Genomic DNA, 26459 nt, shown 5'->3' on the forward strand with positions numbered 1-26459 from the left:
CATATGTTATCCACTCATATAATAGGAGTTTTTCTATTTATCGTATATTGAGAATACGAAACATTCTTCTATTTATTTAAAACTCTACAGCTTCTCCAGGTTCTAAGATTTGAACTTCCCCTTCTATTACTGCATCTTTAAATTCTTGAGGATTTTGCTCAATTAATGGAAACGTATTGTAATGAATTGGTACTGAAATTTTAGGTTTAATAAATTCATTAATTGCATAACTAGCATCATCAATACCCATTGTGAAGTTATCACCAATTGGTACGAAACATACGTCTACAGGATGGCGTTCTGCAATTAATTTCATATCACTGAATAAACCTGTATCGCCAGTGTGATAAATTGTTTTACCTTCAGTTTCAATAATCACACCCATAGGCATGCCTAGATAAACTGGAATGCCATCTTCATGTGTGAAACTTGAACTATGGAATGCTTGAACATATTTTACAGTACCGAAATCAAACTTGGCTTTTCCTCCAATATTCATGCCGTGAACATTCTCAACGCCATGATATGTTGATAAATAACCTTGTAATTCTGCCGAACCAATGACAGTCGCATGATTACGGTTAGCAAGTTCCACTACATCGCCAAAGTGATCAGCGTGACCATGCGTTAAGATGATGTAATCCACATCTAATCTTTGTTCATCTAAATCACAATTTTCATTACCAGATATAAACGGATCTACAATTACTTTTTTTCCGTTTCCTTCGAAATAAATAGTAGATTGACCATGAAATGAAAGTTTCATAATTGATAGCCTCCTAATAGCTTGTTAGTTGTAGTATACCCTAGCACATAAATTTTATAACACTTTTTAAAGAAAATGCGCGAGATAACGTGATCGTAGTAGTTCATTTTTCTAAAAAAGCCTAATAACAATCTCTTTAGAAATTATTCAATAATTTTGAAATTATTCTTTATTAGACGTAAAATTAAAATCAAAGCATTGAAGGAGGATACTTATTTTATGACAAAAATAGACGAAATTACACAAACATTACATAATGAAAATGCTGATGCAGCATGGATTACGACTCCACTTAACGTCTTTTACTTTACTGGTTATAGAAGTGAGCCTCACGAAAGATTATTAGCAGTATTAATTACTGCTTCTGGTGAGAAAACACTTTACTGTCCTAAAATGGAAGTTGAAGAAGCTAAAGCTTCACCTTTCGATGGTAAAATCATTGGCTACTTAGATACAGAAAATCCATTTGATATTGAACCTCATACTTTTAACAAATTATTAATTGAAAGTGAACATTTGACAGTAAAACGTCAACGTGAACTAACTGAGAATTTCAACGTCACTGAATATGGCGATATCGACCAAACTATTAAGAATTTAAGAAATATTAAAAATACTGATGAAATTAATAATATTAAGAAAGCAGCTGAGTTAGCTGATAAATGTATTGAAATTGGCGTTGATTTCTTAAAAGTAGGCGTGTCAGAACGAGACGTTGTCAATCATATTGAAAATGAAATTAAAAAGTTCGGCGTAAGTGAAATGAGCTTTGATACGATGGTATTATTCGGGGATCACGCTGCTTCTCCTCATGGAACACCAGGCGATAGAACTTTAAACGATAATGAATATGTTCTATTTGATTTAGGCGTTATTTATAATCATTATTGTAGTGATATGACACGTACTGTCCAATTCGGAATACCTTCAGATAAAGCTCAAAAAATTTATAATATTGTTTTAGAAGCTGAAACAGAAGCAATTCGTGCAATTAAAGCTGGCGTATCATTAAATGAAATCGACAAAATTGCACGTGATATTATTACAAATGCAGGCTATGGCGAGTACTTCCCTCATCGTCTTGGTCATGGATTAGGACTTGAAGAGCATGAATATCAAGATGTATCAAGTACAAATACTAATCAGTTAGAAGCGGGCATGGTTATTACTATTGAACCAGGTATTTATGTACCAGGTGTGGCAGGCGTCCGAATTGAAGATGATATATTAGTAACTGAAGATGGCTATGAAATTTTAACTCACTATGAAAAATAATAAAAAAATCCAGTTGAGACGGTTAATTCCCTTCTCAACTGGATTTTTAATTTTAATATATCGATTAATCTTCTTTTAAAGCGTCTTCGATAGTAGTGTATTCTAAATCAAATGCTTCAGCTACACCTTTATGAGTAACATGACCTTTATAAGTGTTTAAACCTAAAGATAATGCATGGTTAGCTTTAAATGCTTCACGGTAACCTTTGTTTGCTAATAATTGAGCATATGGTAATGTAGCATTATTTAAAGCAATTGTAGACGTACGAGGTACTGCACCTGGCATATTAGCTACAGCATAATGAACTACCCCATGTTTAACATAAGTAGGATCATCATGAGTAGTAATCTTATCAGTAGTTTCAAAGATACCACCTTGGTCGATAGCGATATCAACGATTACTGAACCGTCTTTCATTTGGTTAATCATATCTTCAGTAACTAAGCTAGGCGCTTTAGCACCAGGAATAAGCACCGCACCGATAACTAAATCACTTTGTTTAACTTGTTCTTCGATATTTAATGGGTTAGACATAATAGTGTTTACACGGCCATCAAATAAATCTTCTAATTCTGCTAAACGTTTAGGATTAACGTCTAAGATAGTCACATCTGCACCTAAACCTAAAGCGATTTTAGCAGCGTTTGTACCAGCTTGACCGCCACCAATAATCGTTACTTTACCTTTTGGTACTCCAGGCACTCCGCCAAGTAAAATTCCCATTCCGCCATTAATTTTTTGTAAGAATTCAGAACCAACTTGAGCAGACATACGTCCCGCTACTTCACTCATTGGTGTTAATAATGGTAATGAACGGTCAGGTAATTGAACCGTTTCGTATGCAATACCTACTACTTTATTATCAACTAACGCTTGAGTTAATTTTTCTTCGTTAGCTAGGTGTAAGTATGTGAATAAGATTAATCCTTCTCTGAAGTATTTGTATTCATCTTCTAAAGGTTCTTTAACTTTGATTACCATTTCTACATCCCAAACTGCAGATTGTTCAGATACAATTTCAGCACCTGCATTTTTGTAATCTGCATCTTCAAAGTATGAACCTAAACCTGCATCTTTTTCAACAAGTACTGTATGTCCTTGTTCAACTAATGCATGTACACCACTTGGTGATAAACCAACTCTGTTTTCGTTATTTTTTATCTCTTTTGGAATACCAATTTTCATTCCATCCACCTCCAACACCATCGTAACGCTAAACCGATGAAAGCGCAATCAGAAAAAGTACACATTATTGTTAAAATATAAATATTAAATATTCTGAAATTTGTGGTAAAATATAAGTAAGAAAAGCTAAGGGGGTTATTAAGATGTTAACTTATAAAAACATTTTAATCGCAGTTGATGGTTCACATGAAGCAGAGTGGGCTTTCAACAAAGCCGTAGACGTAGCTAAACGTAACGACGCCAAATTAACTATTGTAAACATTATCGATTCAAGAACATATTCTTCATATGAAGTTTATGATGCTCAATTTACTGAGAAATCTCGTGGTTTCTCTGAAGAATTATTAAAAGGTTATCAAGAAGTCGCAACACGTGCCGGAGTAACTAATGTAGAAACACGCTTAGAATTTGGTTCTCCTAAAGCCATTATCCCTAAAAAATTAGCAAGTGAACTTAAAGTAGATTTAATTATGTGTGGTACTTCAGGCTTAAATGCAGTAGAACGATTTATCGTAGGTTCTGTATCTGAAGCAATCGTACGTCACTCACCTTGTGATGTATTAGTCGTACGTACTGAAGAAATTCCAGAAGATTTCCATCCAGAAGTAGCTACACCAGAATTTAGACAACAATATTCTTAAAGCTAAAAACCATTACTATTAAATTTAAGGGTGCCTCATTTTAAAGAGGCACCCTTTTCTGATTCAACAAAAAAGCCATGGCCATATCTTAAAAAGACATAACCATGGCTTAAATTTATAAATTATAATTCACCGAATTTTACAGTGTCTCTTGCAATCATAACTTCTTCGTTAGTTGGAATTACAATTACTTTTACAGGTGAATGCGGGTAGTTAATGAAAGCTTCTTCGCCACGAATCGCTTCATTTTTCTTAGGATCCCAATAAACACCCATGAATTCTAAACCTTCTAATACTTTAGCACGTACTGTTGATGAGTTTTCACCTACACCAGCAGTGAAGACAATAACGTCTACGCCATGCATTCTTGTAGCATAAGAACCAATGTATTTGTGAATTCTTGAAGCAAATACGTCTAATGCTAATTGAGCACGTTCTTTACCTTCTTCAGCATCACTTTCAAGGTCACGTAAATCACTTGAAGTACCTGAGATACCAAGTAAACCAGACTCTTTATTTAATACATTAAGTACTTCGTCTGCAGTTTGATCAGTTTTTTGCATAATGAATGGAATTAACGCTGGGTCAATGTTACCAGAACGAGTACCCATTGTTACACCGGCTAATGGAGTGAATCCCATAGAAGTATCGATTGATTCTCCACCATCGATAGCTGCGATTGATGCACCATTACCGATATGACAAGAAATGATACGTAATTCTTCGATTGGTTTATCTAAGATTGCAGCTGCACGTTGAGATACATATTTATGGCTTGTACCGTGGAAACCATATTTACGGATACCATAATCTTTATAATATTGATAAGGTAAGCTGTATAAATATGATTGCTCAGGCATAGTTTGATGGAATGATGTATCAAATACTGCTACATGAGGAATATTTGGTAATAATTTTTTGAATGCACGGATACCCATTAAGTTAGCAGGGTTGTGTAAAGGTGCTAATTCACTTAATGATTCAATTTTTTGTTCCACTTCGTCAGTTACTAAAGCTGATTCAGGGAATAATTCACCACCGTGAACAACGCGGTGACCAGTACCAGCGATGTCATTAATGTCATCAATGATACCGTGTTTTTTGAAGCTATCTAACATAATGTTAATTGCTTCTTCATGATCTTTAATATCACGAACTTCTTTAACTTTTTCACCATTGACTTCAACAGTAAAAATTGAATCTTTAATACCAATACGTTCGATTAATCCTTTAGTAACTAATTCTTCTTCAGGCATTCTAATAAGTTGGAATTTTAAAGAAGAACTACCAGCATTAATCGCTAAAACTAATTTAGACATAAATTATTGTCCTCCAATTTATTAATTAAATATCCATATTTATTTAACCATTAATACAGTTATAATTCAAGAATATGACAGTTTATTTTTTAGGATGATTTTCTTCCATCCATTGATTCAATTCGCTAATAAATCCTTGAAATTGATTTGGATTTTTGAAATCAGGAATGTTCGCAAGTAAGACTTCTACTGGCTTAGTCTCATTTGCTTTTTTCTTTTGTAAAATTAAGATAGATTTACGCGCTTTCTCATTTTTAAATAACGTCTTAGGTAAATTAAGAAACGCTTGCATTTCTGTCTCTGTAGCAATGAAATTTTCTAACTGTTTTACATTTTCATCTTCAAAAATATTGCTAGGCACAACTAAAAAAGCATATCCAGTCGCTCTTAAAGCTGTAATAGCTTGCTCAATTAATAAATAATGAGAGTAACTATGTCCTTCTTTAAAACCTAATTTCATTTCTTTACTACGTTCATCTACTGGATAATAACCAATTGGGAAGTCTCCAATTACGACATCTGCTTCCTCTAATGGTAATGGCATAATTGCATCTTGAGGATAAACATCAAACGGTATTTCTAAGAAGTTAGCTAAATGCACACTTACTCTAGATAAGACTGGATCCACTTCGATTAAATGATGCATGATTGTAGTATCTTTCAATACTTCATTAACTGAAGCACTTAAATGTCCTGCCCCACTTGCAATATCAACCACGTGCAATTCATCACTATCTTTTGTAAATTTTTGAACTAAAAAACCTAAGATTAAACCTATTGAATCTGGTGTAATTTGATGATTCGCTTGAATCGTTTCTTCTTGTAATAAACTTAAATAAGCAAATTGAAATGCTTTACGTCTGTCCTGTAATGTTGCTTGTTCAAGCAACTCTCTTCGATTTTGATACACATCTTCCATTGCTAAACCTAAGTTTTCAATAAAACTTTGACCATTTTCTTCGTTTAAAGCTTTAGCCTTCTCATCAAGCGTACGGAATAACGTTTCCATAATTGTTTGTTCTTCAGTCATATAAACTTCCTTTCCAATAAAAAAGCGTCCATACTTTTTATTTCTTTAAAATGTAACCACTGTTTCTACATTCTTGTTTTTGAAATAAATATGGACACCTGTGTTTATGTCTTTTCAATCATTTATTTATATAATCATTAAATATTACGGTAAGCTTCTAAAGCCGCTTCGAAGTTAGGATAATCCGTACCTTCACTTACTAATTCTTTATAAACAACTTTATTATCTTTATCTAGAACAAAGACTGAACGTGCTAATAATCTTAATTCTTCCATTACTACACCATAATTTTTACCGAAAGATAAATCTTTATGGTCGCTTAATGTAATGACATTGTCTAAACCGTTTGACGCACACCATCTTTTTTGAGCAAATGGTAAGTCAGCTGAAATTGTTAAGACAACACCATCTTCTTGAGAAGCTTCTTCATTAAATTTACGAGTTTGTTGATCACATACACCTGTATCAATTGAAGGTACTACACTAATTAATTTCTTTTGTCCTTCAAATTGACTTAAATCAACTTCATTTAGATTATTATCTAATACTTTAAAGTCTGGAGCCTGTTGTCCTTCTGAAACTTCTGTTCCTAATAAATGAATAGGGTTATTTTTAAAAGTAATTTGTGCCATGTTGTTACGACCTCCAAAGTTGGTTAATAAATTATATCTATAATAATACGATAGTAGTAAATCTTAAATCAATTAATTGATACTGTCGTAACAAATTCAATATAACTATTTTCCTAGTAATTGAACAATATAATCGTAAGTATTTTTTAAAATTAATAATGCAGTGACTGTAATGAACAATATTTTAACATAGCCCACACCTTTGTTAATAGCTAATTGCGCCCCTATATATGATCCAACAATCATACTAACTCCCATGATTAAACCGTATACGAAATTGACTTGTCCTAAAATAATGAAAAGAATTAATGCCCCTATATTAGAAGCAAAGTTAAGTACTTTTGCATTCCCAGCAGCACTTAAAAAATCAAATCCAAACATTAATAATACAAATAGCATGAAAGAACCCGTTCCGCCCCCTAAAAAACCATCGTAAAATCCTATTAACAATAGCAATCCTACAAAAATAATAGCTTTACCAATCGTTAGTTTAGAAAAAGTACGAACGTCTCCCCAATCTTTTTTAAATATCGTATAAATTAGGACGAGTGTTAATATAACGATAACAAGTGGTTTTAAAACTTGAGCTGGTAAAAACGTTGCTAGACTTGCACCACCTGCTGAAAATATAAATATAAACGGAAAAAGCTTTAGTACGATTGACAAATCCACTTTTCCTGAGCGAATAAATTTAATCGCACTGGTTAATGAACCAAATGAGCTCGCTAACTTATTAGTTCCTAATGCTATAGAAGGTGGCATGCCTATAGCTAGCAATGCAGGAATAGATATTAACCCGCCACCCCCTACTACAGCATCAATAAATGCTGCTAAGAAACCAAAAGCAATAATGATAATAATGATATTTAAACTGATATCCATGATGCCATCCCCTAAAATTAGTTTCTATTTAAACCAATTTTAAAATAATTCATCTATTAATGCATCAGTATCTTTGTCTTTTTCACTCTTATAATCTTTATTAATTGTAATTGTTTCAACATTGTCCGCAGCACGTTGAACCATTTCATCAAAATTATAAACACTTTCATACTTAATTACTTTATCGAAATCTGGTTCGGTAACTGGGTTTTTAGGTGTGAAAATAGTACAACAATCTTCATATGGTTGAATTGAAACATCGAACGTTCCGATTTCACGAGCTTTCTTGACGATATCTTCTTTATCAAGAGAAACAAGCGGACGTAAAATTGGCGTCGAAGTCACGTTATTGATAGCGTACATACTTTTTAATGTTTGACTCGCTACTTGTCCTAAATTCTCCCCATTGACAATCGCATGCGCACCAATACGTTCTAATACAATATCAGCCACTCTAAGCATCATGCGTCGTGTTGATGTCATCGTATATCTTGGGTGTACCACTTTATTAATTTGTTTTTGAAGTTCAGTAAACGGTACAATGTGTAATTTAATAGGGCCGACGCGTTCAGACAAGATACGTGTTAATTCAATAACTTTATCTTTAGCTTTTTCACTAGTGAATGGTGGACTATGGAAATGAATAGCTTCTATTCGAACACCACGTTTCATAATTTCCATACCTGCTACTGGGGAATCGATACCACCTGAAAGCATTAATAATGTTTTTCCACCACTACCAACTGGTAAGCCTCCAGCACCTTCATATACTTCTGTAAAGATATAAACACCGTCCATGCGCACTTCTACTCTAACGTTATGATCGGGTTTTTTAACATCTACAGTAATATCTTCCGTTGCTTTTAATATTGTACCGCCTAATTCTCTTTGTAGTTCATACGTATCTAGTGGGAACGACTTATCCACGCGTTTAACATCAATTTTAAATGTATCTCCACTATTAAAATTTTGGGCAAGTTCCACACATAAGTTTTTCATTTCATCTAAATCTTGAGTCGTTTTATGCACTGGACTTACGGATTTAATTCCGAAAATTTTAGTTACACGAGAAATGACTTCTTGAACATCGGCTTCTTCCGTTAGTGAAATATACATTCTGTCTCGTTTTCCATGTACATGCGTACCTTCAAGTGATTGTATTGAACGAATTACATTATCTTTTAATGCATTGACGAATTTTTTACGATTAGTTCCTTTTAACGTTAATTCGCCATACCTTACTAATAAATGATCAAATTTCATTTATTTAAGCAACTCCTTTATTTCAATATATATTGATTTAAACTTTTCTTTAAATTGATTAATATCTTCCTGCGTCGTTGTATCTCCAAGTGATAATCGTATACTGCCTTCTATTTTTTCTTCACGAATGTTCATGGCTAATAATACTTCATTTAATTTACCTCGTTTTGATGAACAAGCACTTGTCGTCGAAACCATGATATCTAGTTTCGAAAAGGCATTGACAAGTACTTCTCCTTTCACACCCGGAAAGGCAATGTTTAAAATTTGCGGTGCACCATTTTCAGGTGAATTAATATAGACACCCTGATAATCTTTAAAATATGAACGTAATTCTTCATTATATGACGCTAACTTATTATGGCGTTCGTCTAAATTATTTACAGCTATGTCAATTGCTTTCACTAATGAAACATCCATTGCTAGATTAACTGTACCACTACGCACACCATATTCTTGACCTCCGCCATGAACGATTGGCTCAAGTTTTTCTTTATTATCTATTAATAACAATCCTTGTCCTTTAAGACCATTAAATTTATGACCACTAAAACTTACACTATTCACACCTGAAAGCGTCATCGGAACTTTTCCTAAAGCTTGAACAGCATCTACATGTAAGTGCGCTTTCGGATACTGCTTTAATAATTCTACTATTTGGTCAATGGGTTGAATTTGTCCCATAATATTATTCACGTACATACAAGTAACGAGTCCTACTTTATCATTCATTAGAGAAGATAAATGCTCCATATCAATTTGACCATTCTCTTTGATATTGACGTATTTTAAAACAAAGCCTTGTGTTTCCAAATAACGCATTACTTCTAACACAGAAGGATGTTCTAAGACAGAGGTAATAATTTCATTCGCAAATTGCTTTTTACGTAATGCCACGCCTTTTAAAGCGATATTGTTAGATTCTGTTGCCCCACTTGTAAATATGACATCAAATTGTTGTTTACCAAATAAAAGTTGATTAATACGCTCTTTAGCTTGGTTTAATAATTTTTCAGCTTGTAAGCCCATTTTATGTGGACTATTTGGATTATAATAAACAGATTCATTAACTTTAACAAACGAATCCAATACTGCTTTATGAGGTTTAGTAGTTGCGGCATTGTCCAAATAAATCATTTGCAACACTCACTTTCAAATCAAATATACTATTTAAAAAACGGGATTTAGTATACTCATAACTCCCCTTTTATAATTTTTTAAAATAGACACTAAAGCATTATACTATTTTTTAACAAAAATTAAAGGCATGTATCCTATTTTTAAGGGATACATGCCTATTATATGTGCTAATCTTTATTCTTTTGTAATTTCGTCTTCAATATATTTCGTAATACCAGGTTCAACACTTTCTAGTGCTTGTTCTGCGATTTCAATTGAGCGTTTGTAACGATTATTTTTAAATAAACGTTCCGCTTCATTTAAGCTTTTATCTACATTATTGTGATCTTTACGGTAACGGTTACCATATTGAATTAAACGTTCAGCATAAACTGCATTTACTAAAACATCATTTGCTTCATCTTCAAATGTGTTCATTTGAATCACAATTTTAGATACTCTATCTTTTAATTGCTTAACATTAATTGGACGCTCACTAAATTGTTCATTTACATCTCGGACTTCATGATCAATTTCATTCTTCATAATCACGAAACGTTCTGGCACACTAGTTAAATTAGAAGCAAGCAATCTACGATAAACTTCTTCTTTTTTAGATTGAATTCTTAAAAGATGATCTTCTGCATCAGCTTCATCTTCTCTCATTTGAATAAGATGATTTTGTAATTTTTCTTGTTTTTCATTAATGACTTTTACATGGTCATCTAGATATTCTAAATTGTCTTTAACTTCACTATATCTTACAGCCGATTTAGACATTTCTTTAAGAATATCGTCATATACAGTCACTAAATTTTGAATTTCATTCTCATGTTGACGAATACTATGAACGTCACTTTCATTAATAAAGTAATTCTCACGAATATAATCAATTTCAGTACGTAACGTATAGTTCATTTCTCTAGCTTTAAATAATTCATTAGTGATGTCTTCTTTAGTTTCTTCTACTTCATTTTTTGCTTTAACTTCATGTTCGATTAAATCATACATTTCATCAAGTTTATCATTGATTTGTTGAAGTTTATTATTCGCTTCATCTAATTCTAAGCGACTAATCATTGGTTCAACGAAATTCAATTCTGTTTTCAAACTTTGTAATGTACCATCAATTTTAACATGATCTAAATCGTAGCCATTTACTTTTAAATCTCTACAACCGTATTTTAAATCTTGGAATTGACCTGGTAATTCTTTTTGAGCTTCTCTAATTAACTCAGGAATTTCAGCCATATATTCTTTTGTTTCATTCATTGATTCATTTAATCCCATAATATGATTATGCGCTTGAACGTAATTACCTTCGCTTTTAAGCATGTCATATTGTTCTAATTCAGGCTCAAATGATTCAATTTGTTTTTCAAGGGGTGCTGCTGCCTCCCCAAATTGATGTCTATTCGCTAATACATCACGTTTCATTTCACGATAATCCGTTTTACATTTGTTATAAACTTCTTCATTTTCTTTATGTAAAGCTAGGATTTCGTTTACTTCATCTACTTGAGCTTGATAACCCGCTTCGTATCTGTCCATTAATTCATGCGCATCATCAATATCTGTTTGCGCTCCTGAAAATTGGAATTTATCAAGTTGAAGTTCAGCATCGTGAATCTTTTCTTCAACTGGTGCTAAATAATTGTTTGTATGATCTAAGGTGTCTTGTTTTAAAGCATCATATTTAGTTCTAGTTTCACCTTTTAAGTTTAATTCAGAAAGTTTCTCTAAATTTTTTTCAAAAGGTAGTTGTTGGATTTTTAATTTACGTTCTTCAGCTTCTTCAACAATTTTTCTCTTGCTAGAACGCATGTAGAACATAATACCAACAGCAATCAATATGATGATTAATATTGCTAATATAATGATTACAGCCATCTCATTTCTCCTCCTATGTTAACATCATTATAACGTAACTTTCCCTTTCATTAAAATAAAAATTAAATGAATTGATAGATTATTTTTTTCACTTTATACTTATTTGTAAAATAATTGAATGAGGTATTCTTATGACAGTTATCAAAGAAACAAATTATAGCCTGTTAGAAAAGCAACTTGCTAGTCTAATTGAAGATGAATCAAATTTAATAGCCATCTTAAGTAATACATCTGCTTTACTTAATGATACGTTAGATCAAGTAAACTGGGTAGGTTTCTATTTAATAGAAAATAATGAACTTATCTTAGGACCTTTCCAAGGCCATCCAGCTTGTGTTCATATCGCAATTGGTAAAGGCGTATGTGGCACAGCTGTATCAGAAGATAAAACACAATTAGTTGCAGACGTTCACGCGTTTCCTGGTCATATTGCTTGCGATGCTAATAGTAATTCTGAAATTGTAGTTCCTATCCATAAAAATGGAGAAATTATTGGTGTATTAGATATTGATGCTCCTATAAAAAATCGTTTCACAAAAGAAGACCAACAAGGTTTAGAAGCGATTGTATCTATTTTAGAAAATCAATTATCAAAATAACGATAAATGTGTTGACACATATAAAAATACTGGTACAATGGAATTTGTGTGAATTAACGAAAATAGCAGTTGTATATTATTGAGCGCTATGTTGTTCCCGAAGCGGACGTGTCACGTAACTGGAGCTATAAGGTGAAGACACATAAAACAACATATCTTGATGAGCATACAACACTCTTTTTTGTTTTTTCATAACAACAAAAAAGAAAAAGGAGGAGTCTTATTATGGCTCGATTCAGAGGTTCAAACTGGAAAAAATCTCGTCGTTTAGGTATCTCTTTAAGTGGTACTGGTAAAGAATTAGAAAAACGTCCTTACGCACCAGGACAACATGGTCCAAACCAACGTAAAAAATTATCAGAGTATGGTTTACAATTACGTGAAAAACAAAAATTACGTTACTTATATGGAATGACTGAAAGACAATTCCGTAACACATTCGACATCGCTGGTAAACAACACGGTGTACACGGTGAAAACTTCATGATCTTATTAGCTAGTCGTTTAGATGCAGTTGTTTATGCATTAGGTTTAGCTCGTACTCGCCGTCAAGCTCGTCAATTAGTTGGTCACGGTCACGTTGAAGTTGATGGTCGTCGCGTTGACATCCCATCATACTCATTAAAACCTGGTCAAGTTATCACTGTACGTGAAAAATCTCAAAACTTAGACATCATCAAAGAATCAGTTGAAATTAATAATTTCGTACCTGAATACTTAGACTTCGATGCAGACAGCTTAAAAGGTACTTTCGTACGTTTACCTGAACGTAGCGAATTACCAGCTGAAATCAACGAACAATTAATCGTTGAGTACTACTCAAGATAAGTTGCGTAGTATTAAACCACCCTTTCCTTTTGGATTGGGTGGTTTTTTATATCTTCATTATAATTTAAATAATTCATCTGGAATATCAGAAATAATTCCGTCTACCCCTAAGTTAATCATTTTTTTAACATCCTTCGCTTTATTAACTGTATAAGGAATAACGTTTAAACCATTCTCATGTGCGTGAGTCATAAATTTTTTATTTACCAACTTATAATTAGGATTCACAAACGACGCATATTCAGCAATCTCTTCAAAGTTAGGTAATTTATACCAATATTTCTTTTTACTAACCAATACTCCTAATTGATAACTACTCTGTAATTTAGAAAGTCGTTTAACGCTCTCAGTATCAAATGATTGAAGAATCGCTTTATGTGATGGCACTTGATGTGCTTTTAATCGCTGTAGAACTGCTTCCTCAATGCCAGGATATTGACTTGGCACCTTTAACTCTATTAATAATTTTTTGGAATAATGATTAAATACTTCTAACACTTCATCAAACGTAGATATTTTTGTATTTGAAAAGGCTTTGCTATGTTTAACACCAAAGTCAAAGTTTCTAAGTTCTTCAAGCGTATAGTCCATTACTTTCCCTTTTCCATTAGACGTACGATCAATCGTATCATCATGAATCACTACTAATTCTTTATCTTTAGTAAAATGCACATCTATTTCTAACATGTCAATATGTTGCATTAATGCCCCTTTAAATCCTTCAATGGTATTTTCAGGATATCGATGAGACAATCCACGATGCGCTACAATTTGAAACGCAGCATTGGGTTTAATTATTTTCATAAAAAGACACCTTTCTTTCATCTTGCACCTCTTTCAACTAAACTTAAGTTAACACACAATTTACGGAGGTCAAACTGATATGGTGAAACATGATTTCGAAGTTCAAACTAAATGGCAAGGTGGTCGCGAAGAAGTAGGTTCAGTGAATGGCGATGTCATTTCTGAACACATTTCAATTCCTGCTCCTTTAGGTGGTAATGGCACTGGTACAAATCCAGATGAATTATTAGTAGCTGCCGCTTCTTCTTGCTATATTATCTCCCTAGCCGCTACGCTTGAAAGAGCTAAATTTACAAATATAAATTTAACGATTAAGACCATTGGTACTGCTCTTTTTGAAAATGGAAAATTCAAAATGGATAAGATTACTCACTATCCTTCTATTACTGTTTCAAGTGATGAAAAATCAACTTTAGAAAAACGTTTACCTAAATTATTAACAATTGCGGATAATAACTGTATGATTTCAAATTCTATTCGCAATAATGTAACTATCGATATTCAACCAACTATTGAATAAAAAAACTTGATCTCACTAAGTTTTATAGTGAGATTATTTAATCCTCTTTTAAATTGTCAGAATATTTGTTAAAATAATTAAATCTTATTCATGTGGGAGGAAATTTAACTATGTATTATTATGAACCTTTATTACTTACACCAGGACCAACGCCAGTCCCTCCAGAAATTAATCACGCGATGAATTTACCAATGGTAGGTCACCGTTCTCCAGATTTTGAAGCAATTGCTAAAGAAGCTTTTAATAATTTGAAACCTATCTTTGGTACACAAAATGAAGTCATGATATTAACTTCAAGCGGGACAAGTGTGCTTGAAGCTAGTATGTTAAATATCGTGAATCCAGAAGACCATTTTGTAGTCATCGTTTCTGGTGCATTTGGCAATCGCTTTAAACAAATTGCGGAAACATATTATAAAAATGTGCATATTTATAATGTTGAATGGGGTAAAGCAGTCAATGTCGACGAATTTATTCAATTCCTTTCTTCAATTAACCACAAGATAACTGCAGTCTTTACTCAATATTGCGAAACTTCTACTGCTGTACTTCATCCAGTTGGAGAATTAGGGAAAGCTATCAAAGCGTTTGATAGTGAAATTTATTATGTAGTAGATGGCGTAAGCTGCATTGGCGCAGTTGATGTAAATCTTGAAAGAGATGCTATTGATGTCCTCGTATCTGGCAGTCAAAAAGCCCTAATGCTACCTCCTGGACTTGCTTTTGTCGCTTATAATCAACGTGCTCAGCAACGATTTAGTGACGTTACTACCCCACGATTCTATTTAAATTTAAATAAATACTTTGATTCACTTCAACAACATTCAACACCTTTCACTCCGAATGTAGGACTATTTAGAGCTATTAATGCTTATGCAGCTTTAGTTAAGAAAGAAGGATTTAATAATACGATAGCAAGACATAACACGATTAAAAATGCGTTGAGAGCTGCATTGAAAAAACTTGATTTAGGCTTATTAGTGGAAGATGCTTATGCTTCTCCTACTGTTACGTCTTTCGTACCTAAAGACGAAGCGGAAGTTAAACACATTAAAAATACTTTAAAATCTCAATTTAATATCACTATTGCCGGTGGACAAGGAAAGTTAAAAGGTAAAATATTGCGCATTGGTCATATGGGGAAAGTGTCTCCATTTGATATTTTATCTGTAGTAACTGCATTAGAACTTATTCTGACAGACTATCGCAAAGTCAATTATATTGGTAAAGCAACTACTAAATATACGGAGGTCATCCAACATGACGCATAAAATTTTAGTTTCAGACCCTATTTCTGAAGAAGGTTTACATAGTTTACTCTCTCACCCTGATTTTGAAGTTGAGATAAATACAGATTTAACACCTGATCAATTAGTTGATATCATCCCACAATATGATGGTTTAATCGTGCGTAGTCAAACACAAGTTACTGCTGAAGTCATCAATCAAGCCCAACAGTTAAAAGTTATCGCTCGTGCAGGTGTCGGTGTAGATAATATTGACATTGAAGCAGCTACATTGAGAGGAATTTTAGTCGTTAACGCACCTGACGGAAATACGATTTCAGCTACTGAACATTCCGTGGCCATGATTTTAGCGATGGCGCGTAATATTCCTCAAGCTCATGCCTCTTTGAAAAGTAAAGAATGGAATCGTAAAGCATTTAAAGGGGTTGAACTATATCAAAAAACTTTAGGTGTCATCGGTGCAGGACGAATAGGATTAGGTGTAGCTAAAAGACTTCAAAGCTTCGGCATGAAAGTTTTAGCATTTGATCCCTACTTAACTGAAGAAAAAGCGCAACAATTAGATATTCAATTAGCTACAGTAGATGAAATCGCTACTAATGCGGATTTCGTTACTGTACATACACCTCTAACACCTAAAACGCGTGGTATTATCAATGCGGATTTCTTTGCTAAAGCAAAACCTTCACTACAAATTATTAATGTAGCTAGAGGTGGCATTATTGATGAGCAGGATTTACTTAACGCATTGGATAATAATCAAATTGCACATGCAGCTTTAGATGTGTTCGAACACGAACCTCCTACCTCTTCACCTTTATTAGATCATGATAAAGTGATTGTTACACCTCATTTAGGCGCTTCAACTGTAGAAGCTCAAGAAAAAGTAGCAATCTCAGTAGCAAATGAAATGATTGATATTTTAGAAAACGGAAACGTTACAAATGCAGTTAATGCACCAAGATTAAATTTAAATAATATTGATAAAGCGACTCAACAATGGATTGAAGTTGGAGAATTGTCTGGCGAATTGGCTATCCAATCATTAGAAGATGCGCCTAGAGAAGTTAAGATTACCTTCAACGGAGAAGTGAGTAAAAAAGAAACAGATTTAATTATTCGTTCTATAGTTACTCGTATTTTACAACAAGATTTAGGTGAACGTGTGAACTTAATTAATGCTATGGCTTTATTAAAAGAACAAGGCGTAACACATCATATTGAAGACCGTGCTTCTCAAGGAACCTTTAGTAACTATATCCAAGTTCACTTAATTGGAGATAAAGAAGAAGTTAAAATCGGGGCGACAGTTATTTCAGGCTTTGGCCCACGTATTGTACGTATTAATGATTTCTCAGTTGATTTTAAACCTAACGCTTATCAATTCATTTCATACCATGCAGATAAACCTGGTATGGTTGGATTAACAGGCCAATTATTAGGTAAACATGATATTAATATCGCATCAATGTCTCTAGGACGTCACAGCGAAGGTGGACAAGCGATGATGGTACTTTCAGTTGACCAACCTGTAACTCAAGAGGTCATCTATGAATTATATCAATCTGGTGGTTTCGACAAAATTTATGGTACTACTTTATCAGTAAAATAAATACATTATAAAAGCTCGTAGATGAAATAAATATTCATCTACGAGCTAAACTTATAATAAAATATCACGAATTTTTCCAACGTGATCCACGATATAGTCTGCATGATATTGCTCTAATTCTTCACGAGCTTCTTTCCCTTTTAAGCCTGTTAATGTGCCTATGAACGTAGCATCTATTTTTTTCGCACATAATAAATCTGCTAAAGAGTCACCCACGATATATACCTCTTCTTTATTAACAATATTTTCTTGCTCAGTGATATACGTTTTATAATCCGGTTTATGGTTACCATTGAGGGTTGCAATATAACAAAACGGATTAGGTTTACCTAAAGGAATACATTGTGGGTATTCCCTTTCAGCTTCAAGCACATCACTAGCAGTTACAATGTTACTTTTATCGAAATATTTTAAAAGACCAAGTGCTTCAAATGGTACTATCGTTTCTGTTTTAGGACGCCCTGTTGCAATGGCTAATTGATAACCCGCTTCTTGTAAATCATGTAATAAGGTTTTGACTTCCTCCACAGGTCTTAAAATAATTTCATCATAAATGAATCCTTCTTTTTGATTGTTAATAGGTGTTTTATTTTCAACTTCTTTGAACAACTTTCCGCCTAAATACCAATTTTGATAAACTTCTCTAGATATTTGCCATAGAGGACCCTTAAGTTTAAATATGCTGGTATCATCTAAATTTAGTTGCAATTGAGCATAGTGTTCTAAAGCTGCATATACATTTGCCTTGCCACTTTCAATATTTTTAATAAAAGATAGAGGCGCTTCATATTGAATTTCTATGTCTTTGTTAATGAAAGTTTGTAAATGCTGTAGATCATCTTGAGACATAGATTTTAGTTGTAAAAATGGATTAACAACTTGCGCACCTAACGCTTTTAATATATGTATAAAATGAATACTAAACACGACAAATAACATATCCCAATTGGAATTAAGACCCATTGATTTTAATTGTTTTAAAATGTGATCATCTTGAAACACTCTATTTCTTACTTCTTCAATCAGTTCATCATTCATATTCTCAAAATTAATTGATTTATCTAAACCAAGAAAAGTTCCACTCTTAAGCAATTCTTCTACAGTTAGCGCTGAAACATCAAAACAGCGTTCCTCACTTAAAAATACCCCATCTACATCAAATAATATTGACTTCATTTCACCGCTCCCCCTAATTTTAAATATTCTGATACTTTTAATCATAACTAACCTATGATTAAAGTCAATATACTAAAAAAAGAAACCAGCATGATATATAAATGATTACATATCATACCGGTTATCTGAACAACATATATTTATCAATATGGTTTTATCTTATCAGACTACTAAGACATATATTGTCTGTTTAATTAATTCTTGAAAATTAATGCATTTGTTTTTCAATTTCATCGGCTACTTGTTGAACATGCGTACCAATAATGACTTGTGTAGAGTGTTTACCATTTTTTGTTACACCTACAGCGCCTGCATTTCTGATTTTTTGTTCATCAATAATAGAATTGTCTTTTAATTCCATTCGTAAACGTGTTGCGCAGTTTGTTAGTGTATCGATATTTTCACTACCACCTAAGCCTTCTAGGATTTGACTTGCAGTTTTATAGTATCTGCCTTTTCCAGAAGCAACAGCTTGATCATTAGAATCATCAGTCGCGTCATCAGTTGGGTCTGCAAGTAAATTACTTCCTCTACCAATGGTATTTAAATTAAATACGCGAATCAGCACTCTGAAAATCACATAATATAAAATAAAGAAAATAACTCCTTGAACTAACAACATTAATGGATGATTAGCTACAGGGTTGATTAAAGATAAAACGTAATCAATTAATCCTGCACTAAATGAGAATCCTGCTGTCCAGTGGAAGAACGAAGCGATAAATAAAGATAAGCCTGTTAAGAATGCATGGATTACAAATAATACTGGTGCTACAAACATGAACGCGAATTCAATCGGTTCAGTAACACCTACGACGAAGGCTGAGACAGCACTGGCTAAGAACCAACCCCATACTTGCTTCTGTTGTTTAGTATCGGCACTATGATACATTGCTAAAGCTGCAGCTGGGATACCAAACATCATAATCGGGAAGAATCCCGCTTGATAACGGCCTGTTAAACCTTTAACTGCACCTTGGCCAGTTTGGAATTTACCGATGTCATTAATACCCGCTGTATCAAACCAGAATACTGCGTTCAATGCATGATGAAGGCCTGTTGGAATAAGTAAACGGTTAAAGAAACCATACAAGAAAGCACCAAATGAGCCAAAGCCTACAAGCCATTTACCAAATGCTACAATTCCTGAGAATACTAGTGGCCATGCAAATAATAAAATAACGGCTAAAATCGTACAGAAGAATACAGTCATAATTGGTACTAAACGTTTACCACTAAAGAATGATAAAGCCATAGGTAATTCAACTTCACTAAATTTGTTATATGAATATGCGGCAATTAAACCGATAATCATTCCTAAAAATACATTGGAATTATCCATTTTAGTGAAACCTAGATTAACGGCTTTTTGATTAATGTGAAACATGAGTGCTACATTCTCTGGATTAAGCACTTTAGTCACCATTGCGTAGCCTAAAGCACCTGCTAAGGCAACTGCGCCGTCATTTTTCTTAGCCATGCCAATCGCAACACCAATTGCAAAGATAAGCCCTAGTTGGCCTAGTATAGCTGTCCCTACCGTTGAAAAGAACAGCGCTACAGTTGGCAAGACGTCTAATGCTTTAAGCAAGTTACCAATTCCAACAATTATTGCACCAGCTGGTAATACAGCAACGGGTAGCATTAACGATCGCCCTAAATTTTGAAAAAACTTAAACATCTATAATATTTCCTCCCAAATGACTAACTCTTAATTAAAAAAGTAATTGAAATTTATGTATGTTATACACCTATAATAATTTATCATATTTGAAAGCGTTTTGTAATGGTATTTTCAGTAAAAATCATCAAATTTGTGGACTTAGATAAATTGATTATGATGAATAATATAAAGTTAGATAAAAGGCTTATTTAGGAGCATCTTTTGAGTTGAGATTAAAAAACTCTTGAACCTAAATTATGTTCGCAATATTTAAGTTAAGTGTGAAATATATTAGAAATGAATGTATCAAGAAATAAATATTTAAAAGTTATTTCCATCTCATAATCAACATATATATTAAATAAAATACCAACATTAGGATGGCACTTAAAAATATACTTACAGTTAATTCTAATCCAATCCCCTTTATAATGTTCTTAGTTCTCAATTGTTTAATAGTAAGTAATACAATGTTCGTTACTAACACTGCAAAAATCACATTAATAAACGGGTTCATGTTTTATCACCTATCATTAAATGTTCAATTTAGTTAAACCTTAACTGCTATTCAACAAACTTCATTATAGAATTATAGTAACTTATTAATATTTTGATACGTAATATATTTCTTAAGTGTCCGACTCTAATATTTAAATGTCACTGCATTAATCACTACTTTAACATTCAATCTCATAATAATGTGTTTTTAAATTTTTTTTATAAATACTCACTCGGTATTTTACTTAATATAAACTCTTTAGAAAGTGGTTCATCATATTTAATAGTAATTAATTTAACGTCATTTTCTTCGCATAAATCTTGTTTAATTTGATCGTAGCGTTGTTGTTTTAAGAGTTGTGTTTCGCCGCCCCAATGTTCTAGCGCTTCGTAATGTTTAATTCCGTTATATTCAAATCCTAATTTTAATTTTGGTATATAAATATCAATCTCTAATCCTTGTAGCCAATTGGGACGGAAATGGCGTTTACATTGATATTCATGGAAAATATCTTCAACGATTTTGAACATAGTCGTCTCAGAAGTCCACTTTTCTCCTATTTTTGCGACACCATATTCTTGGCGTAATATATTCTCAGATTGTTTAAAATAGTAATTATTTTTCAAGTCTTCTTCTATTTCAATTTGTTTAAAATACCAACCATACTTTTCTCTAAAACGACTACCAAACTTATCGAATGTGTACCTAGGCGTAGTTTGATTACATCTGAAACAAATATTATCTTTAAAATTAATATCACTCATTGTGATTTCTTGATTCTCTAAATGTGCATTTACTACTGGATGTAGATATTTTCTTATGTCTTCTTTCTTATTGATTAATTTAGCAATAGCAGTTTGGGTGCAACTACACATAAAAGGTACTGTTTTAAAGTTCTCTCTAAATGCGAAAAAGATAGTATTGTAATTCATAGGATAGTAAGTAATATATGCGTCTACATTTTCATTAATAGAAAAATCTATTTTTAGGTTATGGCTATAATTGAGAAACCATTTCATTTTATTATTCATATTATGTTGAAACGTTTTGAATTCAGTTAATATTTTTGTAACTAATTGACCTTCTATATATACTTCTTTGTCTTTCCAATTTTTTATTAAATTAATAATTTCTTCGATAATTAATTTATGTTCGAGATACTCCATATCATCACATACTTCTATGCTAAATTGACCCTCTGTTTGTTTAAAAGATGCTAACTGTTGCATCAAACCAATCACTTTTTGGAAATTTTTAGATTTGCTTGGTTTTAGAATAATTTTTAAAACGTCTCTATTTTCATATAATGGCGCAATTTCTTCTTCAGTATGTTTATATGCATTAGGATGATTTAGCGCCAATCCATCTAGATGCATCACCTTCTTACCGTTAATTTCCTTCTCCATAGAGCGGCTATTAAATGGATGTAATTCAAGACGATGATTTCCTTCACTATTAATTGATGTTTCTATTGTTCCTGCATATTGGCTACTATTTTCTAAAATATCTTGAATTTCTTTCGCTTCATTTAACGTTTTGAAGATTAAGAAATGTGTAACTGCTTCATCATTATTTGTAAAATGCAGTCTTAAGCACCTATCTCTTTCCTCACCATCGAAGCTCACCTCTTTAATTCTTGAAAAGGGTATGTGTAATGTTAAGTGATTTGTAAGATTAACTATAAATAATTCATTCAGTCCAAGATAAAATGAACTATAAATACTTTGTCCAAAATCATTGTAGTTATAGTAAAAATCACATTCCGTTTTATAAAAAATTGCTGTATCTTCGTATGTATCTTTAATATATTGATCATTGGCTTCCATACTTTTTCTATAATCCAATATCTATTCACCCATCATTCTTATTTATATGTAATATGCACTTATTAATCATTATATTATGACACAAAAATAAAGATTGAGAACATGAATCGTCTCAATCTTTATCTGTAATCAACTTATTTTTCTTTTAATTTGTCTTGAATTTGATGTAATTCTTTTTGAAGCTCTGAAGTACGTTTTTCAATTTCTTTAGTTAAAAAGTCGATTTTTTCATTTCGTTTTAAGTCTTTTGGAATATCTGATTGATAAATAGGTTTCCCAAATTTAATTAATGCTTGTCCTGTAATTAAGCCATGTAATTTTGTAGGACCCACGTATGCAGCTGGTAAAATTGGCGCTTTACCTAACATTGCGATTGTTGAGGCACCGCGTTTTAAAGGTGCACCTTCTACTGAAGTACGGTGACCTGTTGGGAAGATTCCTACTGTTTTGTTTTCTTTTAATAAATTAACTGGGCGTTTTAACGTACTTGGACCAGGATTTTCACGGTCTACTGGAAACGCATTTAATGAAGTTAAAAACTTACCGCCCCATTTATTACTGAATAATTCTTTCTTAGCCATATAATGAATTTCATTAGGTACAAGTGCTATCCCTAACATAATCACTTCATTATAACTTTCATGAGTACATGTTACGACATATTTATTATCTTTTGGAATATTTTCTTTTCCTAAAACAAATAAAGATTTAGCCATTTTCACTAAGAAAACATCTAAAATTCTACTAATAATTTTATACATTTTGTCACCTGCTTCTTTTTTATACACTTTACGATTTTATCATTATACTTATTTTTGAACAACATTTCACAAAGATACATCTAAAGTCTGATAGTAGTTTACTGGCAAATTTTCAAAAAAATAAGCATAATTGACATATCGACTAATTTAAAATGGAGGTTTAATATGTCAAATTATAATCAAGATAATTATTCGGAAAATCCAAATTATTATTCACAACCTAGAAAACCGAAATTTCCATGGTTTAAAACTATCTTGGTTGCTTTAATTGCAGGTATTATAGGAGCATTACTTGTGTTAGGTGTAAGTAAGCTTATGGGTAATAGTGGCTTCAATGACAATGGTGGTCAAGTTCAAGAAGTAAGTAATAGTAAAGGTCGCAATGTTCTTGATGGTAAAAGTGATAAATATAAATCAGTCAACGTTATGATTAAGGACGTGTCTCCATCTATTGTTGGTGTCATTAATATGCAAAAGGCGACAAGCTTAAATGATTTATTACAAGGTAAATCTACGAAAGCACAAGAAGCGGGTGTTGGTTCTGGTGTTATTTATCAAATCAATAATAATTCAGCTTACATCGTAACAAATAATCATGTTATTAGTGGGGCCTCAGAAATTAAAGTTCAACTACACAGCGGTAAGCAAGTAGAAGCGAAATTGATTGGTAAAGATGCTGTTTCTGATATTGCAGTATTAAAAATTGATAAAGTTGACGGTATTAAATCAATGAAATTCGCTAACTCTTCTAAAGTTCAAACTGGTGATAGCGTATTTGCTATGGGTAACCCGCTTGGCCTAGAATTTGCTAACTCAGTAACTTCAGGAATCATTTCTGCTAATGAACGTACAATCGAATCTAACACAACATCTGGAGGTACTAAAGTTAACGTATTACAAACGGATGCGGCGATTAACCCAGGTAACTCAGGTGGTGCGCTAGTAGATGTTAATGGTAATTTAGTTGGTATTAACTCAATGAAAATTGCTGCCGAACAAGTTGAAGGCATTGGATTTGCTATCCCTAGTAATGAAGTGAAAATTACCATTGAACAACTCGTAAAGAATGGTAAAATTGAACGCCCTTCTATTGGTATTGGATTATTAAATTTAAGCGATATTCCTGATTCTTATAAAAAAGAATTAAAAACTGATCGTGATGACGGTATCTATGTTGCTAAAGTAAGCCATGGTAGTGACTTGAAAGTTGGAGATATTATCACGAAAATTGATGATAAAGAAGTTAAAGAAGATACAGATTTAAGAACTTACTTATATCAAAATAAAAAACCTGGTGAAACTGCTAAATTAACAGTTATTCGCGATGGTAAATCAAAAGAAGTGACTGTTACGCTAAAAAGTCAAAAATCAACAGCATCTGAATCATCATCTTCAGAATCTGAAAATAATAGTCAATTTATAAGATAATTATCAAATATAAAAACACACATTTTGCATAATACAATATATGTATTATTAGCAAAATGTGTGTTTTATTTTATGCAACCGGTTGATTCTTATGTGTTAAGAATAACGCAGGAATAATAATGATAAGTAAAGTAACTACTGATACTAAGAAACCTGCATGATAAGCAGTAAGACTATCAGTTATTGAATTACCTAAACGATTTAATACCATTGCAAGTGTCGTAGCAATGAAGGCAGTACCGAAGCTTGCACCCACATTTTCAATCATATTAATACCAACACCTGCTTCAGCGATTTCATCTTCGTTAAGACCCATGTATGCATCAGTGGTCATACCAAGATTGATGCCACCTACGCTACAACCTCTGATAAATAAAATAATTGAAAGCCATACAATGCTTGTATGTTGTGTGATAAACAATAACGGTACTGAGCCAAACATAGCGATTATCACACTAATAATTACGATCCATTTCGCCCCATATTTATCAATGGCTTTGCCTATATATGGACGCGTAATTAACATACCTAAACCTTGCGGGATTAAAGCTAAAGCCGCTTCAATTGCCGTATAGTGTTTGAATGTTTGGAAATATAGCGGAATAATGACCATCGGCCCCATAATTCCTATATTTGATAGAAATAATCCTATAAATGAAGCACTATAATTTCTTCTTTTGAAAATAGATAAAGGTAAAATAGTGTCATTATGTTTATATCGATTATAGAAATAATAGCCTATTAATAAAACTACACCTATAATGACATAAATTAATGTCACAGAATTACTGAAACTGTGATAATCTGCTGCTTTAGTTAAACCATAAATAAATACTAAACTGATTAAAGCTAAAAGAAAAACACCTATGAAATCCATGGATTTAGCTTTATTAAATGGCTTAAAGTTTGGTAAATATTTCATCTGTAATGTTACGGCGACAATAACGACGACGATATTAATAAAGAACATCCAACGCCAAGAAGCAAAGTGAACGATGAATCCCCCAAGCACTGGTCCTAAAATTGGGCCAAATATCATCGGCGTACTCACTACAGCCATGACTTTACCAATATGTCCTTGGCCTGTCGTTTTAATTAGCAACGTAAACATCAATGTGGTGATGACCCCAGCACTCAAGCCTTGAATAATACGGAATATAATGAAACTTTCAACATTCCAACTTATACCAGCTAAGACAGAGGTTAATCCAAATAGTAATGAAGCGCCTATAAATACATGCTTACCATTAAATTGGTTAATTAACCAACCTGCCACAGGAATAATCATGGCTAACGCTAAAGTATAGCCCGTAATCCCCCACTGTACAGTATCTAGGGTAGTCTTGAAAGTTTGGTTAAGTTGTTTAATTGCGATATTGATCATTGTTGAATCAAGCATTGGCGCAATAGCGCCTAAAGCGATTGCCCATGCGGCAGTCATTGTCTCTTTGGAAACTTGATTCGTCCCTTGATTAGACATGAATTCTCTCCTT

Annotated in this window: 24 protein-coding genes; 8 read left to right on the forward strand and 16 right to left on the reverse strand. The window is 32.8% G+C overall.

Going from position 1 to position 26459, the window contains the following annotated elements:
• Positions 1-76 precede the first annotated feature (76 nt).
• On the reverse strand, positions 77-766 hold the full coding sequence (locus tag LIX58_RS11550) for a metal-dependent hydrolase (RefSeq protein ID WP_226386339.1): 690 nt from the start codon (positions 764-766) through the stop codon (positions 77-79).
• 219 nt (positions 767-985) lie between these two features.
• Here LIX58_RS11550 and LIX58_RS11555 point away from each other — a divergent pair, with 219 nt between their 5' ends.
• Entirely contained in the window at positions 986-2041 is a 1056-nt protein-coding gene (locus tag LIX58_RS11555; RefSeq protein ID WP_154837442.1) for a M24 family metallopeptidase, read from the forward strand.
• Positions 2042-2105: 64 nt separating this feature from the next.
• Here the strand turns inward: LIX58_RS11555 and ald are convergent, their stop codons facing one another.
• On the reverse strand, positions 2106-3227 hold the full coding sequence (gene ald, locus LIX58_RS11560) for an alanine dehydrogenase (protein WP_154837440.1): 1122 nt from the start codon (positions 3225-3227) through the stop codon (positions 2106-2108).
• 143 nt (positions 3228-3370) lie between these two features.
• Here ald and LIX58_RS11565 point away from each other — a divergent pair, with 143 nt between their 5' ends.
• The gene (locus LIX58_RS11565; RefSeq protein ID WP_103328138.1) at positions 3371-3868 is read left to right on the forward strand and encodes a universal stress protein; all 498 of its coding nucleotides are present in this window, start codon (positions 3371-3373) and stop codon (positions 3866-3868) included.
• A 122-nt stretch (positions 3869-3990) separates the two neighbouring features.
• Here the strand turns inward: LIX58_RS11565 and LIX58_RS11570 are convergent, their stop codons facing one another.
• The 7 genes from LIX58_RS11570 to ezrA form a co-directional block, all read right to left on the reverse strand.
• Positions 3991-5187, reverse strand: a complete 1197-nt coding sequence (locus LIX58_RS11570) for an acetate kinase (RefSeq protein ID WP_126567097.1) — start codon at positions 5185-5187, stop codon at positions 3991-3993.
• Positions 5188-5269: 82 nt separating this feature from the next.
• Complete coding sequence (locus LIX58_RS11575) at positions 5270-6217, reverse strand: class I SAM-dependent methyltransferase (protein ID WP_154837438.1); 948 nt, start codon at positions 6215-6217, stop codon at positions 5270-5272.
• Positions 6218-6354: 137 nt separating this feature from the next.
• Positions 6355-6849: a thiol peroxidase gene (gene tpx / locus LIX58_RS11580; protein WP_126567099.1), complete on the reverse strand. Its 495-nt coding sequence runs from the start codon at positions 6847-6849 to the stop codon at positions 6355-6357.
• Positions 6850-6954: 105 nt separating this feature from the next.
• Positions 6955-7731: a TSUP family transporter gene (locus LIX58_RS11585; RefSeq protein WP_154837436.1), complete on the reverse strand. Its 777-nt coding sequence runs from the start codon at positions 7729-7731 to the stop codon at positions 6955-6957.
• Between the two features lie 39 nt (positions 7732-7770).
• A complete protein-coding gene (gene thiI / locus LIX58_RS11590; RefSeq protein ID WP_154837434.1) occupies positions 7771-8994 on the reverse strand; it encodes a tRNA uracil 4-sulfurtransferase ThiI in 1224 nt (407 codons plus the stop codon).
• Positions 8995-10131 carry a cysteine desulfurase family protein gene (locus tag LIX58_RS11595; protein WP_226386340.1) on the reverse strand — a complete coding sequence of 379 codons (1137 nt, stop codon included), beginning with the start codon at positions 10129-10131 and terminating at the stop codon, positions 8995-8997.
• Positions 10132-10308: 177 nt separating this feature from the next.
• Positions 10309-12003 (reverse strand): septation ring formation regulator EzrA, encoded by a 1695-nt coding sequence (ezrA, locus tag LIX58_RS11600; protein ID WP_154837432.1) that lies wholly within the window; start codon positions 12001-12003, stop codon positions 10309-10311.
• 131 nt (positions 12004-12134) lie between these two features.
• On the opposite strand from ezrA, the gene LIX58_RS11605 reads away from it, so the two are divergent.
• Positions 12135-12602 carry a GAF domain-containing protein gene (locus LIX58_RS11605; RefSeq protein WP_126567104.1) on the forward strand — a complete coding sequence of 156 codons (468 nt, stop codon included), beginning with the start codon at positions 12135-12137 and terminating at the stop codon, positions 12600-12602.
• 225 nt (positions 12603-12827) lie between these two features.
• Positions 12828-13430: a 30S ribosomal protein S4 gene (rpsD, locus tag LIX58_RS11610; protein WP_126567105.1), complete on the forward strand. Its 603-nt coding sequence runs from the start codon at positions 12828-12830 to the stop codon at positions 13428-13430.
• A 57-nt stretch (positions 13431-13487) separates the two neighbouring features.
• Here rpsD and LIX58_RS11615 read toward each other — a convergent pair whose 3' ends face one another.
• A complete protein-coding gene (locus LIX58_RS11615) occupies positions 13488-14234 on the reverse strand; it encodes a glycerophosphodiester phosphodiesterase (protein ID WP_226386341.1) in 747 nt (248 codons plus the stop codon).
• Positions 14235-14313: 79 nt separating this feature from the next.
• Here LIX58_RS11615 and LIX58_RS11620 point away from each other — a divergent pair, with 79 nt between their 5' ends.
• The 3 genes from LIX58_RS11620 (at position 14314) to serA (ending at position 17613) form a co-directional block, all read left to right on the forward strand.
• Positions 14314-14754, forward strand: coding sequence for an OsmC family protein (locus tag LIX58_RS11620; protein ID WP_154838255.1), 441 nt, complete (start codon positions 14314-14316; stop codon positions 14752-14754).
• A gap of 110 nt (positions 14755-14864) precedes the next feature.
• On the forward strand, positions 14865-16025 hold the full coding sequence (locus tag LIX58_RS11625) for a pyridoxal-phosphate-dependent aminotransferase family protein (RefSeq protein ID WP_154838256.1): 1161 nt from the start codon (positions 14865-14867) through the stop codon (positions 16023-16025).
• Positions 16015-17613 carry a phosphoglycerate dehydrogenase gene (serA, locus tag LIX58_RS11630; RefSeq protein WP_226386342.1) on the forward strand — a complete coding sequence of 533 codons (1599 nt, stop codon included), beginning with the start codon at positions 16015-16017 and terminating at the stop codon, positions 17611-17613. Before LIX58_RS11625 ends, serA begins: the two co-directional genes overlap by 11 nt.
• Positions 17614-17664: 51 nt before the next feature.
• Here the strand turns inward: serA and LIX58_RS11635 are convergent, their stop codons facing one another.
• The 5 genes from LIX58_RS11635 to LIX58_RS11655 form a co-directional block, all read right to left on the reverse strand.
• The gene (locus LIX58_RS11635; protein WP_226386343.1) at positions 17665-18789 is read right to left on the reverse strand and encodes an HAD family hydrolase; all 1125 of its coding nucleotides are present in this window, start codon (positions 18787-18789) and stop codon (positions 17665-17667) included.
• A gap of 208 nt (positions 18790-18997) precedes the next feature.
• Positions 18998-20470: an N-acetylglucosamine-specific PTS transporter subunit IIBC gene (nagE, locus tag LIX58_RS11640; RefSeq protein WP_154838259.1), complete on the reverse strand. Its 1473-nt coding sequence runs from the start codon at positions 20468-20470 to the stop codon at positions 18998-19000.
• A 310-nt stretch (positions 20471-20780) separates the two neighbouring features.
• Complete coding sequence (locus LIX58_RS11645; RefSeq protein WP_154838260.1) at positions 20781-20969, reverse strand: hypothetical protein; 189 nt, start codon at positions 20967-20969, stop codon at positions 20781-20783.
• Between the two features lie 200 nt (positions 20970-21169).
• Positions 21170-22795, reverse strand: a complete 1626-nt coding sequence (locus tag LIX58_RS11650) for a hypothetical protein (RefSeq protein ID WP_226386344.1) — start codon at positions 22793-22795, stop codon at positions 21170-21172.
• 116 nt (positions 22796-22911) lie between these two features.
• A complete protein-coding gene (locus LIX58_RS11655) occupies positions 22912-23538 on the reverse strand; it encodes a lysophospholipid acyltransferase family protein (protein WP_126567114.1) in 627 nt (208 codons plus the stop codon).
• A gap of 165 nt (positions 23539-23703) precedes the next feature.
• Between LIX58_RS11655 and LIX58_RS11660 the strand changes: the two genes are divergently transcribed.
• Positions 23704-24966: a S1C family serine protease gene (locus LIX58_RS11660; RefSeq protein WP_226386345.1), complete on the forward strand. Its 1263-nt coding sequence runs from the start codon at positions 23704-23706 to the stop codon at positions 24964-24966.
• Positions 24967-25036: 70 nt separating this feature from the next.
• On the opposite strand, the gene LIX58_RS11665 is transcribed toward LIX58_RS11660, so the two are convergent.
• Entirely contained in the window at positions 25037-26446 is a 1410-nt protein-coding gene (locus LIX58_RS11665; RefSeq protein WP_154838263.1) for an MDR family MFS transporter, read from the reverse strand.
• Positions 26447-26459: the final 13 nt, after the last annotated feature.

It is taken from the genome of Staphylococcus sp. Marseille-Q1834, assembly GCF_916858875.1.
Taxonomy (GTDB): domain Bacteria; phylum Bacillota; class Bacilli; order Staphylococcales; family Staphylococcaceae; genus Staphylococcus; species Staphylococcus pragensis.

Bases quoted from the DNA above. Each gene is read 5' to 3' on its own strand.
- LIX58_RS11550 (WP_226386339.1), bottom strand. From the start codon at position 766: ATGAAACTTTCATTTCATGGTCAATCTACTATTTATTTCGAAGGAAAC.
- LIX58_RS11555 (WP_154837442.1), top strand. From the start codon at position 986: ATGACAAAAATAGACGAAATTACACAAACATTACATAATGAAAATGCT.
- ald (WP_154837440.1), bottom strand. From the start codon at position 3,227: ATGAAAATTGGTATTCCAAAAGAGATAAAAAATAACGAAAACAGAGTT.
- LIX58_RS11565 (WP_103328138.1), top strand. From the start codon at position 3,371: ATGTTAACTTATAAAAACATTTTAATCGCAGTTGATGGTTCACATGAA.
- LIX58_RS11570 (WP_126567097.1), bottom strand. From the start codon at position 5,187: ATGTCTAAATTAGTTTTAGCGATTAATGCTGGTAGTTCTTCTTTAAAA.
- LIX58_RS11575 (WP_154837438.1), bottom strand. From the start codon at position 6,217: ATGACTGAAGAACAAACAATTATGGAAACGTTATTCCGTACGCTTGAT.
- tpx (WP_126567099.1), bottom strand. From the start codon at position 6,849: ATGGCACAAATTACTTTTAAAAATAACCCTATTCATTTATTAGGAACA.
- LIX58_RS11585 (WP_154837436.1), bottom strand. From the start codon at position 7,731: ATGGATATCAGTTTAAATATCATTATTATCATTATTGCTTTTGGTTTC.
- thiI (WP_154837434.1), bottom strand. From the start codon at position 8,994: ATGAAATTTGATCATTTATTAGTAAGGTATGGCGAATTAACGTTAAAA.
- LIX58_RS11595 (WP_226386340.1), bottom strand. From the start codon at position 10,131: ATGATTTATTTGGACAATGCCGCAACTACTAAACCTCATAAAGCAGTA.
- ezrA (WP_154837432.1), bottom strand. From the start codon at position 12,003: ATGGCTGTAATCATTATATTAGCAATATTAATCATCATATTGATTGCT.
- LIX58_RS11605 (WP_126567104.1), top strand. From the start codon at position 12,135: ATGACAGTTATCAAAGAAACAAATTATAGCCTGTTAGAAAAGCAACTT.
- rpsD (WP_126567105.1), top strand. From the start codon at position 12,828: ATGGCTCGATTCAGAGGTTCAAACTGGAAAAAATCTCGTCGTTTAGGT.
- LIX58_RS11615 (WP_226386341.1), bottom strand. From the start codon at position 14,234: ATGAAAATAATTAAACCCAATGCTGCGTTTCAAATTGTAGCGCATCGT.
- LIX58_RS11620 (WP_154838255.1), top strand. From the start codon at position 14,314: ATGGTGAAACATGATTTCGAAGTTCAAACTAAATGGCAAGGTGGTCGC.
- LIX58_RS11625 (WP_154838256.1), top strand. From the start codon at position 14,865: ATGTATTATTATGAACCTTTATTACTTACACCAGGACCAACGCCAGTC.
- serA (WP_226386342.1), top strand. From the start codon at position 16,015: ATGACGCATAAAATTTTAGTTTCAGACCCTATTTCTGAAGAAGGTTTA.
- LIX58_RS11635 (WP_226386343.1), bottom strand. From the start codon at position 18,789: ATGAAGTCAATATTATTTGATGTAGATGGGGTATTTTTAAGTGAGGAA.
- nagE (WP_154838259.1), bottom strand. From the start codon at position 20,470: ATGTTTAAGTTTTTTCAAAATTTAGGGCGATCGTTAATGCTACCCGTT.
- LIX58_RS11645 (WP_154838260.1), bottom strand. From the start codon at position 20,969: ATGAACCCGTTTATTAATGTGATTTTTGCAGTGTTAGTAACGAACATT.
- LIX58_RS11655 (WP_126567114.1), bottom strand. From the start codon at position 23,538: ATGTATAAAATTATTAGTAGAATTTTAGATGTTTTCTTAGTGAAAATG.
- LIX58_RS11660 (WP_226386345.1), top strand. From the start codon at position 23,704: ATGTCAAATTATAATCAAGATAATTATTCGGAAAATCCAAATTATTAT.
- LIX58_RS11665 (WP_154838263.1), bottom strand. From the start codon at position 26,446: ATGTCTAATCAAGGGACGAATCAAGTTTCCAAAGAGACAATGACTGCC.